This window comes from Bradyrhizobium sp. NBAIM18, from assembly GCF_020193825.1.
Classification (GTDB): domain Bacteria; phylum Pseudomonadota; class Alphaproteobacteria; order Rhizobiales; family Xanthobacteraceae; genus Bradyrhizobium; species Bradyrhizobium yuanmingense.
Map to the genome: position 1 here is coordinate 349333 of NZ_JADYVO010000004.1, position 14370 is coordinate 363702.

The 14370-nt window shown below is 65.2% G+C and carries 18 protein-coding genes; 5 read left to right on the plus strand and 13 right to left on the minus strand.

The features are described 5' to 3' along the window. Positions 1–197 precede the first annotated feature (197 nt). Together I6F17_RS12100 and I6F17_RS12105 are read right to left on the minus strand one after the other, a co-directional pair. Entirely contained in the window at positions 198–401 is a 204-nt protein-coding gene (locus I6F17_RS12100) for a hypothetical protein (RefSeq protein WP_036043631.1), read from the minus strand. A 142-nt stretch (positions 402–543) separates the two neighbouring features. Further along, a complete protein-coding gene (locus tag I6F17_RS12105) occupies positions 544–924 on the minus strand; it encodes a hypothetical protein (RefSeq protein ID WP_225130825.1) in 381 nt (126 codons plus the stop codon). Positions 925–1021: 97 nt separating this feature from the next. Here I6F17_RS12105 and I6F17_RS12110 point away from each other — a divergent pair, with 97 nt between their 5' ends. Together I6F17_RS12110 and I6F17_RS12115 are read left to right on the plus strand one after the other, a co-directional pair. Next, a complete protein-coding gene (locus I6F17_RS12110) occupies positions 1022–1858 on the plus strand; it encodes a DUF72 domain-containing protein (RefSeq protein ID WP_225114390.1) in 837 nt (278 codons plus the stop codon). A 7-nt stretch (positions 1859–1865) separates the two neighbouring features. After that, positions 1866–2327 (plus strand): DUF488 domain-containing protein, encoded by a 462-nt coding sequence (locus tag I6F17_RS12115; RefSeq protein WP_225130823.1) that lies wholly within the window; start codon positions 1866–1868, stop codon positions 2325–2327. 117 nt (positions 2328–2444) lie between these two features. Here the strand turns inward: I6F17_RS12115 and I6F17_RS12120 are convergent, their stop codons facing one another. From I6F17_RS12120 to I6F17_RS12145, 6 genes are all read right to left on the minus strand, one after another. Beyond that, entirely contained in the window at positions 2445–3359 is a 915-nt protein-coding gene (locus I6F17_RS12120) for a PhzF family phenazine biosynthesis protein (RefSeq protein WP_225130821.1), read from the minus strand. Positions 3360–3511: 152 nt separating this feature from the next. Beyond that, a complete protein-coding gene (locus tag I6F17_RS12125; protein WP_225130818.1) occupies positions 3512–4819 on the minus strand; it encodes an adenylate/guanylate cyclase domain-containing protein in 1308 nt (435 codons plus the stop codon). Positions 4820–4848: 29 nt separating this feature from the next. Next, positions 4849–6012, minus strand: coding sequence for an ABC transporter permease (locus tag I6F17_RS12130; RefSeq protein ID WP_225130817.1), 1164 nt, complete (start codon positions 6010–6012; stop codon positions 4849–4851). Then, positions 6009–6941 (minus strand): ABC transporter ATP-binding protein, encoded by a 933-nt coding sequence (locus I6F17_RS12135; RefSeq protein ID WP_036027774.1) that lies wholly within the window; start codon positions 6939–6941, stop codon positions 6009–6011. The genes I6F17_RS12130 and I6F17_RS12135 overlap by 4 nt, the downstream gene beginning before the upstream one ends. Continuing rightward, positions 6938–7741: an efflux RND transporter periplasmic adaptor subunit gene (locus tag I6F17_RS12140; RefSeq protein ID WP_036027776.1), complete on the minus strand. Its 804-nt coding sequence runs from the start codon at positions 7739–7741 to the stop codon at positions 6938–6940. Before I6F17_RS12140 ends, I6F17_RS12135 begins: the two co-directional genes overlap by 4 nt. Beyond that, positions 7738–8433 carry a TetR/AcrR family transcriptional regulator gene (locus tag I6F17_RS12145; RefSeq protein ID WP_085969158.1) on the minus strand — a complete coding sequence of 232 codons (696 nt, stop codon included), beginning with the start codon at positions 8431–8433 and terminating at the stop codon, positions 7738–7740. Before I6F17_RS12145 ends, I6F17_RS12140 begins: the two co-directional genes overlap by 4 nt. Before the next feature lie 108 nt (positions 8434–8541). Here I6F17_RS12145 and I6F17_RS12150 point away from each other — a divergent pair, with 108 nt between their 5' ends. From I6F17_RS12150 to I6F17_RS12160, 3 genes are read left to right on the plus strand one after another with little or no spacing between them, the layout of a single operon-like run. Beyond that, positions 8542–8877, plus strand: coding sequence for a metalloregulator ArsR/SmtB family transcription factor (locus I6F17_RS12150; RefSeq protein ID WP_036012825.1), 336 nt, complete (start codon positions 8542–8544; stop codon positions 8875–8877). Then, positions 8874–9335 carry an SRPBCC domain-containing protein gene (locus I6F17_RS12155; protein ID WP_036027779.1) on the plus strand — a complete coding sequence of 154 codons (462 nt, stop codon included), beginning with the start codon at positions 8874–8876 and terminating at the stop codon, positions 9333–9335. Before I6F17_RS12150 ends, I6F17_RS12155 begins: the two co-directional genes overlap by 4 nt. A gap of 15 nt (positions 9336–9350) precedes the next feature. Beyond that, positions 9351–9764 carry a GFA family protein gene (locus tag I6F17_RS12160; RefSeq protein ID WP_225130815.1) on the plus strand — a complete coding sequence of 138 codons (414 nt, stop codon included), beginning with the start codon at positions 9351–9353 and terminating at the stop codon, positions 9762–9764. A 67-nt stretch (positions 9765–9831) separates the two neighbouring features. On the opposite strand, the gene adhP is transcribed toward I6F17_RS12160, so the two are convergent. The 5 genes from adhP to I6F17_RS12185 form a co-directional block, all read right to left on the minus strand. After that, entirely contained in the window at positions 9832–10857 is a 1026-nt protein-coding gene (gene adhP / locus I6F17_RS12165; protein ID WP_225130812.1) for an alcohol dehydrogenase AdhP, read from the minus strand. A gap of 139 nt (positions 10858–10996) precedes the next feature. After that, on the minus strand, positions 10997–11407 hold the full coding sequence (locus I6F17_RS12170; RefSeq protein ID WP_225130810.1) for a DUF2000 family protein: 411 nt from the start codon (positions 11405–11407) through the stop codon (positions 10997–10999). 66 nt (positions 11408–11473) lie between these two features. Further along, positions 11474–11863 (minus strand): DUF4189 domain-containing protein, encoded by a 390-nt coding sequence (locus I6F17_RS12175; RefSeq protein ID WP_036043591.1) that lies wholly within the window; start codon positions 11861–11863, stop codon positions 11474–11476. Positions 11864–12066: 203 nt separating this feature from the next. Then, complete coding sequence (locus I6F17_RS12180; RefSeq protein WP_225130808.1) at positions 12067–13671, minus strand: molybdopterin-binding/glycosyltransferase family 2 protein; 1605 nt, start codon at positions 13669–13671, stop codon at positions 12067–12069. Beyond that, complete coding sequence (locus I6F17_RS12185; RefSeq protein ID WP_057029513.1) at positions 13668–14369, minus strand: XdhC family protein; 702 nt, start codon at positions 14367–14369, stop codon at positions 13668–13670. The genes I6F17_RS12180 and I6F17_RS12185 overlap by 4 nt, the downstream gene beginning before the upstream one ends. Position 14370 lies beyond the last annotated feature (1 nt).

Genomic DNA, 14370 nt, shown 5'->3' on the forward strand with positions numbered 1-14370 from the left:
GTCTGGGGAATGGCCGAAAAGGGGCCTAAAATGCCAACGACCCCGGAACGGCGGGCCGCGCGTGCATCCGGCGCAAGCCTTAAGCTATTCCAAGGTCGTTCCAGCGACGGAGGTCTTTACGCTCAACGTCGCCGTTAGAAGCTAGATGGGAATGGCAAAAGCGTTCCGCAAGGGGGCGGAAATCCGATTTTCAAACCCTATTGGTTGGGCACTTCCCGGATGACCGGCCCGCGCGGCGCGGGCGCGACCGGGGCTGCGGGCGCCGCCGCAGGAGCCGGCTCGGCCTTCGCCGGCTTGGGCGGCTTGCCGTACTGGCCGATCGGCCCGAACACGACGGCAACCGCAAGGACGACCGCCGCGACGATCGCTCCCAGAATGCCACCCACCGACTCAGACGACATGCAAGTTCCTGCTCCAGACGGGCTCACTGATACCATGGATGAGCGCGCGACTGGAAGGCCCAGGGCGAATCGCGAATGGCGAGTGGCGAATGAGCATGGCCTGCCTTGTCGCCCTATTCGCTATTCGCCATTCGCCACTCCCCTACTTCTGGGGCGGCCGGTGCTTGACGAAGGCCATCACGATGTCCTTCTGCGCCGCCTCCACCGCCCTGTTCGCGGTGGCGAGATGAGCGCCGGAATCGATATCAGGATATTGCGTGGTGAGATAATCGAGCAGCGTCACCCGGTAATATTGCCGCTCCGACGGACAAGCGCCCGCAACCGAGCGGCCGAAATCCTGCTCCGACAGGCCCTGATTGGACTCGCGCGAATATTCCCGCGCGAGGCAATGCCAATAGTCGTCGCGGCCCTGCTGAGCGAGCTTCTGCGCGCCCTTCGTGTCGTCGTCATCCGCCACGGCAGAACTTGTCATGGCAGCAGATGTCATCATGACGAGCGCGACCCCCACCAACAGCATCCGCATCCTGTTCTCCTTCTTCGCGGGCCCGTCGCGAGCTTAGACCGGACCGGCCAACTGGCCAATCACATCCGGTTTGATTAGGATGAGATCCCTCCCGTCGATGCGAGATCCTCCCGTGGCCAAAGCAAAAACTGCGTCCAAAAAATCCGGCAACATCTTCATCGGTATCGGCGGCTGGACCTTCGAGCCCTGGCGCGGCGTGTTCTATCCGGAGAAGCTCGCGCAGGCGAAGGAGCTGTCCTATGCCGCCTCGAAGCTGACCTCGATCGAGATCAACGGCACCTATTACGGCTCGCAGAAGCCGGAGAGCTTTCGCAAATGGGCGAGCGAGGTGCCTGACGGCTTCGTGTTCTCGGTGAAGGGACCGCGCTTCGCGACCAACCGCCGCGTGCTCGCCGAGGCCGGTGATTCCATCAAGCGGTTCTACGATTCCGGCGTGCTGGAACTCGGCGATCATCTCGGGCCGGTGCTGTGGCAGTTTGCGCCGACGAAGAAGTTCGATGGTGCCGATTTCGGCAAGTTCCTGGAGCTGTTGCCGCGCAAGCTCGAGGGGCGCGCGCTGCGCCATGTCGTGGAAGTGCGCCATGACAGCTTCTGCACGCCGGACTTCGTGGCGCTGATCCGCGAGTTCGAGACGCCCGTGGTTTTCGCCGAGCACGGCAAATATCCCGCCATTGCAGATGTCGCCGGCGATTTCGTCTATGCGCGGCTGCAGAAGGGCAATGACGAGATCAAGACCTGCTATCCGCCGAAGCAGCTCGACGCCTGGGCCGAGCGCTTCCAGGACTGGGCTTCGGGCGGTGAACCCGACGATCTCCCGAAGGTTGACAAGGCCAAGCCGAAGAAGGAGCCGCGCGACGTGTTCGCCTATGTCATCCACGAGGGCAAGGTGCGCGCACCGCACGGCGCCATGGAACTGATCGCACGGGTGAGTTGAGGGTCCCATGGCAAAGGCGAAGAAGCTGTTCACCATCGGCTATGAGCAGACGCCGCCGAAGGCCGTGCTGGACGAGCTGGAACGGGCCGGCGTCAAGCTCGTGGTCGACGTGCGCGCGGTGACGTCGTCGCGCCGGCCGGGCTTTTCCAAGAAGCAGCTTGCGGCGGGCCTCGACGAGCGCGGCATCGGCTATGTCCATCTCGCCGCGCTCGGCACGCCGAAGGAAGGCCGCCTCGCCGCCCGCAGCGGTCAATACGACGTGCTGGAGAAGATCTTCTCCAAGCACCTGAAGACGCCGCAGGCGAGGGAAGGGATGGACGAGCTTTCTGCGCTGGTGAAAAAGGCCGGCCCGGTGTGCCTGCTCTGCTACGAGCGCGACCACACCCACTGCCACCGCCAGATGATCGCGGAGATCATCGAGGAGCGCGATGGGGTTGCGGTGAAGAATTTGGCGGGGCGGCAGGTGTAGTTGTCGCCGTCATTCCGGGGCGCGCCTCTTGGCGCGAACCCGGAATCCATCAAGCGGCAGAGATGGTGTATGGATGGATTCCGGGTTCGCGACTTCGTCGCGCCCCGGAATGACGACCTACCCCTCTCCCGCCAGCCGGAACGTCCCCTCCATCATCTGCACGCAAGCGCCGCCGACGTGAGCGGCTACAATCTTGCCGTCCTGCTTGCGCACGCGGGTCGAGAGGATGCTTGGGCGACCCATGTCAAAACCCTGGCCGAGTGTGAGCTTGAGCTCACAATCGCGCGCGGGATCGAGATCGGCGAACAGCGCGGCGGCGGCAACCGTGGCGCTGCCGGTGGCGGGATCCTCGACGAGACCGCTGGCACCGCGCATGAACATGCGCGCCTGTCGCTCGCAAGGCGCCTCCGTCGCCGGCACATCGCGCGTATAGAACCACACCGCGCGGGCACCATCGCGTGGCAAGACCTTGCCAAAGGCTGCAGCATCGGGCCGGGCCCGCTTCAGCGCCTCGCGCGAATGCAGCTCCATCACCAGAAACGCGTTTCCGACGGTGACGACCTCAGGCTCGTGATTGTCGGTCCTGATGTCGTCGGCAACGAGCGAGATGCAGCTCGCGACCTCTGCTGCCGACAGCCTTGAGAGCCGCTGCAGCGGCTGCGGCGCGGTGAGCTCGGTTCTGATCACCCTGCCCTGCTCTCGCACGATCTCGACCGGAACCAAACCGGCTTTCTCCTCGAACAGCAGGCGCGGCTTCGGCTCTTTCGCCATCGCGGCCAGCACGAAGGCGGTGCCGACATTGGGATGGCCCGCAAAGGCGATCTCCTGCACCGGCGTGAAGATGCGCACCTCGGCGTCGTTGGCCTTGTCGCGCGGCGGCAGCACGAAAGTGGTCTCGGAATAATTGAACTCGGTCGCGATCGCCTGCATCTGCTGCGTCGTCAGCCCGCCGGCATCGAGCACCACAGCGAGCTGGTTGCCGCCGAAGGCGCGGTCGGTGAAGACGTCGACGGTGATGTAGCGGCGCTGCATCGTCACTTCCTCATGCAAGTCGCGGCCGCGACCGGCCGCATCGCGCAGCACTCTACAAGCCGAAAACATCGCTCGTCATGCCCCAAAATTGAGTGCAATCGGAGCAATCGCTTGGATGAAAGAGAACTGCGCGCGCCGATGCGTGATGCACATTACCCCAGCTGAAACACCGGTACTTTCTGCTCGTAGCCGCGCACTTCGACCTCGCCGAGCGCGACGGCATCGCTGCCGTCGGCTCCCAGCGCCTCGCGCACGGACGCCGAGATCAGGAGCTGCGAGCCGAAATCCTTGTTCAGCGCCTCGAGTCGCGAGGCGAAGTTCACGGTGTCGCCGATGACCGTGTATTCCTTGCGCCGGGGCGAGCCGATATTGCCGGCGACGACCTCGCCGAAATGGATGCCAATGCCGATCCGCAGCGGCCAGCTGCTCTCCGCGTTGATGCGGTCCATTGCCCGGAGCATCTCGCGGCCGGCGGCGACCGCGCGGTGCGCGGCGTCCGATGCTTCCAGCGGCGCGCCGAACAGCGCGAGGAAACCGTCACCGAGAAACTTGTTCACGATGCCGCCCTGGCGGTCGAGAATGTCGACCAGGACGGCGAAGGCGCCGTCGAGCCGGTCGACCACCTCCTGCGGACTGCGCGACTGCGCACCGGCCGTGAAGCCGCGGAAATCGACGAACATCACCGCGACGCGGCGGACGTCGCCGCTAGCGCCCGTTCCCGCCGTCATCAGCCGCTCCACCACCTGCGGCGAGACGTGCTGGCCGAACAGATTGGTGACCCGGTCGCGCGCGGTGGCAGCCGCGATGCTCGCGGCGAACTGCCGCCGCAATTGCGCGCCGACGGCGCCGGCGAGCACGCCACAGATCAGGATGATGGTGCTGCGGACCGCGTGAAAATAGAGCTGGGGCTCGCCGACGCTGCTCGAGGCATCGTAGACCCGTGCGACCGCGAACAGCTCGGCAGCAGCGACGAAGCCGGTGAAGGTCGAGAGCCAGAAATCGAGCCGCAGCGTCGAGAGGATGACGAAAATGAAATACATCAGCGGCACGGCGAAGCCGAGGGCCTGGGTCGCGCCCATGGTCCGGATCTGCAGGATGAGGATCACGGTTGGCAGCGACGTCTCGATCAGCGTGCCGATATAGCGCCTGGCCACCGGCACGTCGCGATCGAGGCGGAGGTTCTTCCTGATCTGGGTGTGGACCCAGACCTCGAACAAAATGAACCCGACGAGCAGGCCGTAGACTTCGGCGAGCCCTTCGGTGCCGCGCCAGACCCGGTTCACCACGGCGGGGTCGATCAGATAGATCGCGGTGAGGAACAGCGTCATGACGCAGCCGGTCGCGATCAGCGCCCGGACCCGCAACAGCTCGGTGCGCAGCACCTCCCGCGTCAGCTCGCGCTCGAAGTCCTCCGACAAGACGGCATGCTGCCGCGCTTTCCTGCTCGCAAACTTGGCCATTCCGCCCCTCGATTCCGGGGTATTGTGCCTCAATCCAGCGTGCGGCGGAAGCGCGTCACCGCGATGGTCATGGCGAGCAGCATCAGGGCCGCCAGCGCCAGCGTATCGAAGCGTAAATTCTCCATGGTCGCGCCCTTCAGCATGATGGCGCGGACGATCCGCAAATAATGGGTCAGCGGCAGGCATTCGCCGAGATATTGCGCCCAGGCCGGCATGCCCGCGAACGGGAACATGAAGCCGGAGAGCAGAATGCTCGGCAGGAAGAACATCATCGACATCTGCATGGCCTGGAGCTGGTTCTGAACCAGCGTCGAGATGGTGTAGCCGACCGCCAGATTGGTGGTGATGAACAGCGTCGACAGCAACGCCAGCAGGACGAGATTGCCGAGCAGGGGCACGCCGAACAGGCCGACACCGATGCTGATGATCAGGAAGGCCTGGACGAAGCCGACCAGCACGTAGGGCACGATCTTGCCGAACATCACCTCGACCGGCTTGATCGGCATCGACAACAGGCTCTCCATGGTGCCGCGCTCGACCTCGCGCGTGACCGAGAGCGCGGTGAAGATCAGCATGGTCATGGTGAGGATGGTGCCGACGAGGCCTGGCACGATATTGAGGCTGGAATTCGCGGCCGGATTGTAGCGGGCGTGGGCGCGGATCTCGAACGGCATCTCCGGGGGCTCGCCGATATAGAGATCGTGCGCGAGCGCGGTCTGCACGATCATGCCGAGCGAGCCGAGCGCAGCGCTTGCGGCGACCGGATCGGTGGCGTCGGCCGCGACCAGCAGCGCCGGCCTGTCGCCGCGCCGCACCGCCCGCTCGAAGCCGCGCGGGATCTCGACCCCGAACAGCACCTTGCCGGACTTCAGGAGGTTGTCGAAATCGTCGACGTCGTGAACCTCGTAGAGGAAGCGGAAATATTTGGTGTTCTCCAGCGCCTTCAGCACCGAGCGGGCGAGATCGGAATCCTCCTGGAGCAGCACCGCGCTCGGCAGATGGCGCGGCGTGGTGTTGATGGCATAGCCGAACAGCATCAGCTGCATCACCGGCAGCATCACGATCATCGCGAACGAGACGCGGTCGCGCCTCAGCTGGATGAACTCCTTGACCAGCATCGCGTAGGAGCGCCGCAGGAAACCGAAACGCTCGCGGATTTCGCGCCGTGGTTCGGGATGTTCTACCGCGGTCATTGGAAATTGTCCTTGGAGCGTCCCATCAGCTCGATGAACACGTCTTCGAGCGAGGGCTTGGACTTCTGCCAGTGCAGGCCGCCTCTCTCGCGCCAGGGCGCGATGCTGGCTTCGAGCGCCGGGACGTCGCGGCCGGAAACATGCAGCGAAGTGCCGAACGGCGCCACCATGTCGATGCCGGGCTTGCCCGTGAGCGCCGCGCCAAGCTCGTTCAGGTCGTCGCCCGTGACGGTATAGGTCGTCAGCGCCGACTTCGCGATCACCTCCTCCACCGTGCCGTGCGCCAGCAGATAGCCGTAGGCGATGTAGGCGATCTCGTGGCAGCGCTCGGCCTCGTCCATGTAATGGGTCGAGACCAGCACCGTGAGGCCCTCGGCGGCCAGCGCATGGATCTCGTTCCAGAAATCGCGCCGCGCCTTGGGATCGACGCCGGCGGTCGGCTCGTCCAGCAGCAACAATTGTGGATTGGGCAGCGTGCAGGCCCCGAGCGCCAGCCGCTGCTTCCAGCCGCCCGAGAGCTCGCCGGCGAGCTGCTCCTCCCGCCCCGAGAGCCCGAGCCGCTTGATCATGTCGCGCGCGGCGCCGCGCGCGTCAGCGAGGCCATAGAGCCGCGCCACGAATTCGAGGTTCTCACGCACCGAGAGGTCCTGGTACAGGCTGAAGCGCTGGGTCATGTAGCCGACCTGGCGCTTGATCTTCTCGGCATCGCGGCGGATGTCATAGCCGAGACAGGTGCCCTCGCCGCTGTCGGGCGTCAGCAGGCCGCAGAGGATGCGGATGGTGGTGGTCTTGCCCGAGCCGTTGGGACCGAGGAAGCCGTAGATCGAGCCGCGCTTCACCTGCATCGACAGATCGTGCACGACCTCGCGGCCGCCGAATGACTTGGTCAGGCCCTTGACGTCGATTGCGATGCCGTTGCCGTTGCTCATCGCTTGTCCGCCACCGGTGTCTTGGTCTCAGGAGTTTTGGGATTGAGGTGGATGTCGATCGGCTGTCCGACGCGCAAGGCATCGGGCCGCGAGGGTCGCGCCTGGATCAGATAGACCAGCTTGTTGCGCTCTTCGAGGCTGTAGATGACGGGTGGCGTGTATTCGGCCGAGGTCGCGATGAAGTAGATCTTCGCGGTGAGGTCGGCGGCGCAATTGTCACAGGAGACACGCACCGTGTCGCCAATCGCGAGCTTCGGCAGCTCGGTCTCCGGCACGAAGAAGCGCAGCTTCATGTTGCCGGGCGGCATGATCGAGAGCACCGGCCGCTGCGCCGCCACCATCTCGCCTTCGCGGAAATAGATCTGCTGGATGGTGCCGGCGACCGGCGCAAAGCCCTTGCGCCGCGCCATCCGCGTCTCCGAGGTCGCCACCCGCGCCTCCGCGACGCGCAAGGCGGACACGGCGGAATCGAGATTGGCCTGCGTGCCCGAACCGGTCTTGTTCAGCGAGGCCGCACGGTCATAGGTCTGCTGCGCATTCGCAAGCGTCGCCTTCTGCTGGTTGAGGTCGGCAAGCTGGAGATCGTCATCGACGGAATAGAGGTGATCGCCGACCTTGACCTCGTCGCCTTCGCGGACGTTGAGCTTGGTGACGCGCCCGGCTTCGTCCGGACTGACGAAGATCATGTCGGCCTCGACCCAGCCCTGGAAGCCGGGATCGCGCTTCTCCTTGCACCCCGCAAGCCCGGTTGCGAGCACAAGGACCAATGCCAAGAAAGAAATCACTTGCGACGACCTCATGTCGTCCTCCGTTCGCCAAAAATCAAATCGAGATGAACGCGCAGCATCTCCTGCGCGTCGAGCGGCGCATGCCGCGCAAACAGGCTCTGCCAGATCACGGCGATCATCGCGGGCGCGACCAGGATCTGTGGATAGCGCGCGAGGTCCTTCTGCCGGATCTCGCCGCGGGCGATGCCGAGCTCGATCAGCGCGCGCATGGCAGTGATCCCGCGCGAGACCACCTCGCGGTAGTAGAAGTCGGCGACGGACGGAAAGCGCGGCCCCTCCGCCACGATCAGACGCACCAGATCGCCCCGTCTCGTGCCGATCACCTCTTTCAGGAAGTTGCCGGCGAACGTCTCGATGAGGTCGCGCACCGAGCCTGCCGGCGGCGGCAGCGTGGTCAGCCGTGCGACCACGGGAACGATGACGATGCGCACCAGCTCCTCGAACATCGATTCCTTGTCCTTGAAGTGCAGGTAGATCGTGCCCTTGGCGACGCCGGCGCGCTTGGCGATGTCGTCGAGCCTGGTGGCGGCAAAGCCGCGCGCGATGAACTCCTCCATCGCCGCCTCCACGATCGCCGCACGCCGCTCCGCCGCACGCGAGGCGCGGTTCGAGGCAGGCGCTGCATCGGGGCCAGCAGTCCCAGGGTCGTTCGCTCCGGTGGGAGCGGCGGAGGGCAAGGCGGCTTTGGTCGGCTTCTTCGTCATTCGATATATATGACTGACTGGTCAGTCATAGTCAAGAGCGCGCGGGGGCGGCGACTGTCCAGACGAATTAGTGTTGACTAATGCATTAGTATCCGCTAATTTGATGGCATGATCGAAGCCACCCCAAACCCCGTCACCACCGTGATGCGCGCCCTTGCCGATCCGACCCGCCGCGCCGTGTTCGAGCGTGTGTTCGAGAGCAAAGAGATCAGCGTCGCCGAGCTGACGCGCGGCAGCGGCGTCACGCAAGGAGCCGTCTCGCAACACCTGAAATCGTTGAAGCAAGCGGGCCTCGTCGCCGAGCGCGCCGAGGGCCGCAACGTCTATTACCGCGCCGCGCCGCAGGGACTCGAGCCGCTGGTCACCTGGATGGACCATTACGGCGTCTTCTGGCGCGAGCGTTTCCGGAACCTGCGTGACCTCTTGAAGGAGATCGACCCGTGAGTGCTGCCGCGTTGAAAGCCGACACAAGAGACATCGTCATCGACGAGGTCTTCCCTCACACAGCCCAGACGATCTGGAAGGCGCTGACCAGCGGACAGCTGATCGGGCGCTGGCTGATGCAGCCGACCGGCTTCGAAGCCGTCGAAGGCAAGGCCTTCACCTTCCAGACCACCCCGGGGGGCAACTGGGACGGCGTGATCCATTGCCGGGTTCTGGAGGTCGTGGCTTTCAGCCGCCTCGTCTACGCCTGGAAAGGCGGCGACGAGCGCAACACCGGCTATGGCGCCCCGCTCGACACCGTCGTGACCTGGTCCCTCACCCCGGTCGAAGCCGGCACGCGGATCCGCCTCGTGCATGCGGGCTTCGTCCTGCCCAGGAACGAGTCGGCCTACACGGTGATGAGCGGCGGCTGGAAGAAGGTCGTTCGCAAGCTCGACGAGATCAGCGGCGAAGGTTGAGTGGGAGATATTGCGATGGAGAAGCCCTATACCGGCGGCTGCGCCTGCGGCGCGATCCGCTATTCGATTGAAGGGGAGCCCCTCTTCAGCAATCACTGCCAATGCCGCGACTGCCAGCGGGAAAGCGGCAGCGGCCATGGCTCGTACGCGACCTTCGCGCGCGCCGGCGTCACGCTGACGGGCGATGCCAGGCACTGGGACATGGTCGCCGACAACGGCAAGGTGAAGACCCGCGGCTTCTGCACACAATGCGGCGTAGCCGTCTACATGACCTTCGCGGCGCAGCCTGACGTCTTCACGATCCGCGCGGCAAGCCTCGACGAGCCCGCCCGCTACAGGCCGCAGGCGGTGACCTTCGCCGCGCGCGGCCATGAGTGGGATCCTCTCGACCGTGGCCTGGTGAAGTTCGACGGCATGCCGCCAGGGTAAAGCGCCAGATTCTTGTTTTGACGCGTTTTCTTAACGCGAACCGGTGTCCACTTCGCTCGAAAACGCTTTAGCCAAAATCCAGCACCATGCGACCGTCGATCTTGCCGGCCCTCATCCGGTCGAAGACGTCGTTGATCGCTGCGAGCGGCACCTTGGTCACCTCGGCCTTGACCTTGCCGTCGGCGGCGAACGCGATGGCTTCGTCGAGGTCACGCCTCGTGCCGACGATGGAGCCGCGCACGGTGATGCGCTTGAGCACGACGTCGAAGATCGGTGTCGGGAATTCGCCCGGCGGCAGGCCGACGAGGCTGACAGTGCCCTTGCGACGCACCATCTTGAGCGCCTGAGCGAATGCAGCAGTCGACACCGCCGTCACCAGCACGCCATGCGCGCCTCCCCCACTCGCCGTCAGCACCTTCTCCACTGCACCATCCGCCAGCGCGTTGACCGCGAGATCGGCACCGGTTTCACGCGCCAGCTGCAACTTGTCCTCGGCGATATCAACCGCGGCGACCTTCAGCCCCATCGCCTTGGCGTATTGGATCGCGACATGGCCGAGCCCGCCGATTCCGGAGATCACGACCCACTCGCCGGGCTTGGCCTCGGTTTCCTTCAATCCCTTGTAGGTGGTGACCCCAGCGCAGAGGATCGGCGCGATGGCCGCGAAATCGATCGTCGCCGGCAGCTTGGCGGCGAACGCGGCCGAAGCGATGACATATTCGGCAAAGCCGCCGTTGACGCTGTAGCCGGTGTTGTGCTGGTGCTCGCACAGCGTCTCCCAGCCGGTCTCGCAATATTCGCACGACATGCAGGCGTCGTGCAGCCAGGCGACGCCGACGGCATCGCCGACTTTCAGATTCTTCACGCCGGGCCCGAGCGCGGCGACGATGCCGGCGGCTTCATGGCCGGGGATGAAGGGCGGCACCGGCTTCACCGGCCAGTCGCCGGAGGCGGCGTGCAGATCGGTGTGACAGACGCCGCAGGCCTTGACCTTGACCAGAACCTCGCCCGGACCGGGCTGCGGCACCGGCACGTCCTCGATCACCAGCGGCTTGCCGAATTGCTTGACGATTGCGGCTTTCATGGTCGGCATCGGTCTGCTCCTTGTGCTTTGTGAAGCAGAATAGCGACGCCGCCCGGCGCACCCTTGAGGAGAGTCAAAAAGCACAATGTTTGCGCAAGGGCGGGTCCATCATGACACCCCGATGACGCCGCGCGGTGCTCTCGATCTGTCAGCTATGGAACTTGAGACCGTCGACGATCTTGTCGATCACCTTGCGCTCGGCGCGTATCGCAATGCCGACGAGATTGAGATCGGTGCGCGCAACCGCCCTCACCGCCTCGCGGTTGGCGGCATCATGTGTCGTCTTGAACATGTCTTCGGTATAGACCGCCGCCTTGACGTTGCGGGCGAGCGCGCGGTCCAGCGCGCGCGACAGCGCCGGACCGTCGGCGCCATAGATCAGGATCGGTTGGCCGATCAGTGCATGATACTTCGTGCCCGAGGCGTCCTCATAGGCTTCGCCGATGCATTCCGGAAAGGCCGCGGCGATGCCGCTGGTGAGGAAGGAGGCTACGTTCAGCTTCTGCCAGGCTTGAAGATCGGTACGGATCACGACCGCGATCTTGGTGTCGAACTGCATGTATGCCTTCCACTGTCATTCCCGAGGCGATGCTACGCAACGCCCGATCACGACAGCAAGAGAAAATCACCCTTTGGCGTCACAGGCCCAGGCGCGGATCACGCATTCCTTGCCGCCGTATTTGTAGCATTCGCGCGTGGCGGCGTTGAGCGAGGCGGAAATATTCGGCTTGACGGCATAGCCGTAGGCGCCGCAGGGATTGGTCATATCGACCGACATCGCAGCGCAGGCGCGCTTCATTGTCATGGTGGTGCAATCGCCCTTGCACTGCTTCTGCGCGGCGGCGCGGGCCTCGTGCTCGTGGCCATAATCATAGGCCTGGCCATAAGCGCCGCACTTGCCGACCGCGAAAGCGCCGGCGGCCTGGGCTTCTGTCATATGGCGCGCGCCGGATGCAAAAACGGACAGCGCAAGGAAAAACATCGCGCAACGGCGCGCGACGACGTTCGAAGCCATGGAAAAACCCCTCCCCCCAAGGCAGGTGGCGGCAACTCTAAGCGGCGGTCGTTTCCAGATGGTGAACGGGGGGTTGAAATCGGCAGGCTTGCAGGATGCCGTAGTCCCGTAGGGCGGATTAGCGAAGCGTAATCCGCCTCTTTTGTTTCCGCGGAGAAACACAGCGGCGGATTACGCCTTCGGCTAATCCGCCCTACGCACCTTCAGCCCCGCCGTGCCGCCTCCAGCGCCTGCGGCGTGTCGATGTCGAGGAAGGCGCTCTCGCCGTCCACGGGCACTTCGGCGACCGCCTCGGTGTGCTTGGCGATCAGATGCCGCGCGCCGACGTCGCCGTCGAGCGTCATCAGCTCCTTGAAGAAGCGGCGCGACCACAGCACGGGGTTGCCGCGGCGGCCCTCGCTGACGGGAACGACGATGAGATTGCCGCGGTCGGGCGCGAAACTGTCGATCAGCCTGTCGATCAGGCCGGCGTCGATCAGCGGCATGTCACCGAGACACACGACGGTGCCATCGCAGGTCTCGGGAACGGCTGCGATGCCGGCCTTCACCGAACTGGCGATGCCGCCGGCGAAGTCCGGATTGCGGACGAATGTCACCTTCAGGCCTTGCAGCGCCTGCTCGACGAGCTCGGCCTGATGGCCGGTGACGACGATCACCTCGGATGCCCTGGAGGCCAGCGCCTGCTCGGTCGCGAGGCGCACCAGCTTCTTGCCGTCGAGCTCGGCGAGCAGCTTGTTCGGCCCGCCCATCCGGGTCGAGCGTCCCGCCGCGAGCACGATGGCCGCGACCTGGCGGTTGCCCTCGGTCTCCGGCTTGGCGCGCGGCTGCGGCCGCGTCACGATCTCCATCAAGAGGCCGCCGACGCCCATGCCCATCAGCTCGGAGCGGGTCACCTTGATGCCGGCGAGAAGCCGCATCAAGACCCAGTCAAAACCGTTCTCGACCGGCGAGCGCGCGCAGCCCGGCGCGCCCAGCACCGGCACCTCGCCGGCGCGGGCGATCAGCAGGAGATTTCCGGGGTCGACCGGCATGCCGAAATGCTCGATCTCGCCGCCGATTCCGGTGACGGCCGCCGGAATCACGTCGCGGCGGTCAGCGATCGCGGATGCACCGAACACGATCACGAGCTCGGCGCCGAGGCCGAGCAATTCCTTGATCGCGGCCGACAGCGCCTGCTCCTCGTGCGGGACCCGGCGCTCGGCGATGATGCTGGCGCCGGCTGGCGCCAGCCGTTCGGCAGTGACGCGCAGCGTCTTGTCGATCACCTTGGTGGACAGGCCCGGCAGCAGCGTCGAGACCACGCCGACGCGCTTGATCACGTAAGGCGCGACCTTCAGCACGTCCTTGCCCGCCGCCTTCACCGCGGCATCGCGCAAACTCGCCTCGACGCCGAACGGGATGATCTTGACGGTACCGACCATCTCGCCCTCGACCACCGGCTTGTAGGCGGCGAGCGTGGCAAAAGTGATGGCTTCGTCGATGTTGTTGATGCGGTCGACCGCGGCGCGATCGATCACCAGCACGCCCGCTCGCGCGGCGAACAGATTGGCACGGCCGGTGAAAGCGCGCTCGACATGGATGCCCTCGCCGCCGATGGCGAGCGCGATGCTGGCGGCGGCAACGTCCTCGGAGACGTCGCCCGCCTCCATGCGCACCACGACGATGTCCTTGATGCCGGCGCGCTCCAGCGCCTCGACCTCGGCAGGTCCGATCGTCGTGCCCTTCTTCAGCACCAGCGATCCCTGGCGCAGGGTGTGGACGGTCACCCCGCCAATCGCATCCCTGGGGCTCGCCGGGCCGAACTTCATGCCGCTTCTTCTTTTTCCTTGGGAGGCAGCCGAAGCACGGCCGTGATCTCGGCCATGATCGCCACCGCGATCTCGGACGGCGAGACCGCGCCGATCGCTAGCCCAATGGGCGCGTGGATGCGCGCGATGTCGCTTTCCTTGGCGCCTTGCGCCCGCAACCGGTCGCCACGCTTGGCATGCGTCTTTCGCGAGCCGAGCGCGCCGATATAGAAGCAGTTGCGCTCGAAGGCGTGCAGCAGCGCGGGGTCGTCGATCTTGGGATCGTGCGTCACCGCCACGAACGCGGTGTAGGCATCGACATTGAGCGGCGGCAGCGCAGTATCGGGCCATTCGGCGATCAGCGGAATGTCGGGGAAGCGCTCGGGGCTCGCAAAGGCCGTGCGCGGATCGACCACGGTGACGTCATAGCCGAGCGAGCGCGCCAGCGGCGCGAGCGCCTGGCTGATATGGACCGCGCCGATGATGACGAGCTTTGCCGTCGGGGCGTAGACGTTGAGAAACAGCTTCTTGCCGCCGGCCTCGACATTGGCGCTCTTGCCTATGCGAAGCTGCTTCTCGAGCTCGGCGCGCAGCGGATCCTTGGCGAAATCCTTCGCCTTCACCAGCCGCTGCTCGCCGCTCTCGGTGTCCGTCACCAGGATGACCGGCCGGCGCGCGGCGCGTTCGGCATTGAGTTCGTGCAGGATGTCGAGCTTCACG

Coding starts and splice junctions, on each gene's coding strand:
- I6F17_RS12100 (WP_036043631.1), bottom strand. CDS start 401: ATGTCGTCTGAGTCGGTGGGTGGCATTCTGGGAGCGATCGTCGCGGCG.
- I6F17_RS12105 (WP_225130825.1), bottom strand. CDS start 924: ATGCGGATGCTGTTGGTGGGGGTCGCGCTCGTCATGATGACATCTGCT.
- I6F17_RS12110 (WP_225114390.1), top strand. CDS start 1,022: ATGCGAGATCCTCCCGTGGCCAAAGCAAAAACTGCGTCCAAAAAATCC.
- I6F17_RS12115 (WP_225130823.1), top strand. CDS start 1,866: ATGGCAAAGGCGAAGAAGCTGTTCACCATCGGCTATGAGCAGACGCCG.
- I6F17_RS12120 (WP_225130821.1), bottom strand. CDS start 3,359: ATGCAGCGCCGCTACATCACCGTCGACGTCTTCACCGACCGCGCCTTC.
- I6F17_RS12125 (WP_225130818.1), bottom strand. CDS start 4,819: ATGGCCAAGTTTGCGAGCAGGAAAGCGCGGCAGCATGCCGTCTTGTCG.
- I6F17_RS12130 (WP_225130817.1), bottom strand. CDS start 6,012: ATGACCGCGGTAGAACATCCCGAACCACGGCGCGAAATCCGCGAGCGT.
- I6F17_RS12135 (WP_036027774.1), bottom strand. CDS start 6,941: ATGAGCAACGGCAACGGCATCGCAATCGACGTCAAGGGCCTGACCAAG.
- I6F17_RS12140 (WP_036027776.1), bottom strand. CDS start 7,741: ATGAGGTCGTCGCAAGTGATTTCTTTCTTGGCATTGGTCCTTGTGCTC.
- I6F17_RS12145 (WP_085969158.1), bottom strand. CDS start 8,433: ATGACGAAGAAGCCGACCAAAGCCGCCTTGCCCTCCGCCGCTCCCACC.
- I6F17_RS12150 (WP_036012825.1), top strand. CDS start 8,542: ATGATCGAAGCCACCCCAAACCCCGTCACCACCGTGATGCGCGCCCTT.
- I6F17_RS12160 (WP_225130815.1), top strand. CDS start 9,351: ATGGAGAAGCCCTATACCGGCGGCTGCGCCTGCGGCGCGATCCGCTAT.
- adhP (WP_225130812.1), bottom strand. CDS start 10,857: ATGCCGACCATGAAAGCCGCAATCGTCAAGCAATTCGGCAAGCCGCTG.
- I6F17_RS12170 (WP_225130810.1), bottom strand. CDS start 11,407: ATGCAGTTCGACACCAAGATCGCGGTCGTGATCCGTACCGATCTTCAA.
- I6F17_RS12175 (WP_036043591.1), bottom strand. CDS start 11,863: ATGGCTTCGAACGTCGTCGCGCGCCGTTGCGCGATGTTTTTCCTTGCG.
- I6F17_RS12180 (WP_225130808.1), bottom strand. CDS start 13,671: ATGAAGTTCGGCCCGGCGAGCCCCAGGGATGCGATTGGCGGGGTGACC.